Below are 2,037 nucleotides of genomic sequence, written 5' to 3'. Positions count from 1 at the left end.
TCCTGGTGCTCGGGGGTGAGCGCGTCGAAGGCGGCGGGGGCCTGGCCCGCCGCCTGGTGGACCCCCGCGCCTTGGGGATGCGCGGGGTCGATCGTTTCTAGGACGGCCGCCAGGGCGGCGCGGTCGCCCGCGTCGCAGGCCACGACCCGCACCTCGGCGCCCGCCTCGGCGAGTTCGACCACCAGTTCGGCCACGCCGGGGGCGGACGCGCCGCTGCGGCTGGTCAGCAGCAGATGCCTGGCGCCGTGGGCGCGCACCAGGTGCCGGGCGATGATCGCGCCGATGACGCCGGTGCCGCCGGTCAGCAGCACGGTTTCCGCGGGGTCGAACGGCCTGGGCCAGGTCAGCACCACCTTGCCGACATGTTCGGCCTCACTGAGCCAGCGCACCGCGGACGCCGCGTGGCGCACGTCGAATCGGGTGATCGGCAGCGGGGCCAGGGCGCCCGCCTCGAACAGGCAGGCCAGCTCCGCCAGGTACGACGCGAGGGTGTCTGGGGGCAGTTCGCCCAGCTCGAAGGAGCAGTACTCGATCCCGTGCTCGGAGCGGACCCGCCCGGGTTCGCGGACGGCGCTCCTGGCGATCTCCACGAACCGGCCGCCCGGCGCGAGCAGCCCGAGCGAGACCTCGGTGAGTTCGTCGGGCAGCAGGTTGAGCACGAGGTCGACCCGCGCGCCCGCGAAGGTCGTCGCGAACCGGTCCGAGCGCGAGTCGCCGATGCGATCGGCGTCGAACCCGTTGCCGCGCAGCGCCTCCCACTTGGGTTCGGAGGCGGTGGCGTAGACGTCGAGGCCGAGATGGCGGGCGATGCGCACCGCCGCGGAGCCGACGCCGCCGGTGGCCGCGTGCACGAGCACCCGCTGTCCGGCCCGCGCGGCGCCTTCCTGCCGAAGGGCGTGCCAGGCCGTCAGGTAGCTCACCGGCGCGGCCGCCGCCTGGGCGAACGACCACGAGGACGGCTTCTTCGCCAGCAGCCGGTGATCCGTGGCGGTCTCGGAGGCGAGTTCGTCGAACAGGCCGAACACCGCCTCGCCCGGGGCGAATCCGGTGACGTCCTCGGCGACGGCGAGAACGACGCCCGCCGCCTCGTGCACGAGCCTGCCCGGCTTGCCCGCGGGCGCGTCGAGGCTGGTCAGCGCGACCGGGAAGGACAGGCCCGCCGCGCGCAGCCCGACCAGGACCGCGCCCGGCGACAGAGTCGGCGCCGCACTGTCGGGGCGTTCACGCAGCGTGATGTCGTCCGGGTTGCCCGAAACTGGGATGTCCAGGCGCCACCGGCCCTGGAGCAGGGCGCCCTGGGCGGCGAGCCCGTCGAGGCCCGAGCGGATGCGGCGGGCGTGGAAGCGTCCCCGCCGGATCGCCAGTTCCGGTTCGTCGGTGGCCAGGACGGCCGCGAGCTGGTCGGCGGAGATCCCGGATTCGTCCAGGTCGATCTGCACGATCCGGTCCGGCTGTTCGGACTGGGCGCTGCGCACCAGCGCCCGCACCGCCGCGGCCGCGAGATCGCCGATGTCCTCGGCGGCCCCGACGGCCTGGGCGCCGCGGGCGAGAACGACGAGCTTGGACGACACGAGCCGCTCGTCGGCCAGCCACTGCTGCAGCACCGGCAGGGCGGCGGCCAGTTCGGTGCGCAGCTGTTCGTCGACCCGCTCGCGCGGTCCCGGCGCCGCGGTCAGCGCCGAGTACGGCAGCAGCACCACCTTCGGCGCGTCGGCCCCCACGTCGAGGGCCGCGCGCAGGGCGGCGAGGTCGGTGTAGGCGGTGGGCTCGGTGAGTCCGGGGATCTCCGTTGGCAGTTCCCCGATGACCGCCCATTCGCCCGGCGCGGCCGTCGCGGTGGCGCGCTGGATCGGTGTGGCGGGCCAGTCCACCGCGAACAGCGAATCCTGGTGTTCGGTCATGCCACGCGTGGCCAGCTTGGCCATGGAGATCGACCGGACCTGCAGGGTGCCTTCGGCGGCCGCGCGGCCGGCGCCCGCGGCGGGGACCCCGCCCCCCCCGCCGGGGACCGGCGGGGGCGACGATGCGCCCCCCCCC

General features: G+C 75.4%; 1 protein-coding gene. It reads right to left on the bottom strand.

What is annotated here, in order from left to right; genetic code table 11:
• On the bottom strand, positions 1–1,925 hold a 1,925-nt coding region (locus tag QH283_RS04480), incomplete at its 3' end, for a KR domain-containing protein (RefSeq protein WP_280501747.1).
• Positions 1,926–2,037 lie beyond the last annotated feature (112 nt).

The organism is Nocardia farcinica (assembly GCF_029867845.1).
GTDB lineage: Bacteria > Actinomycetota > Actinomycetes > Mycobacteriales > Mycobacteriaceae > Nocardia > Nocardia farcinica_A.
Note: the sequence above shows the minus strand (reverse complement) of the source record. Positions and strands in the feature narration are given on the sequence as shown.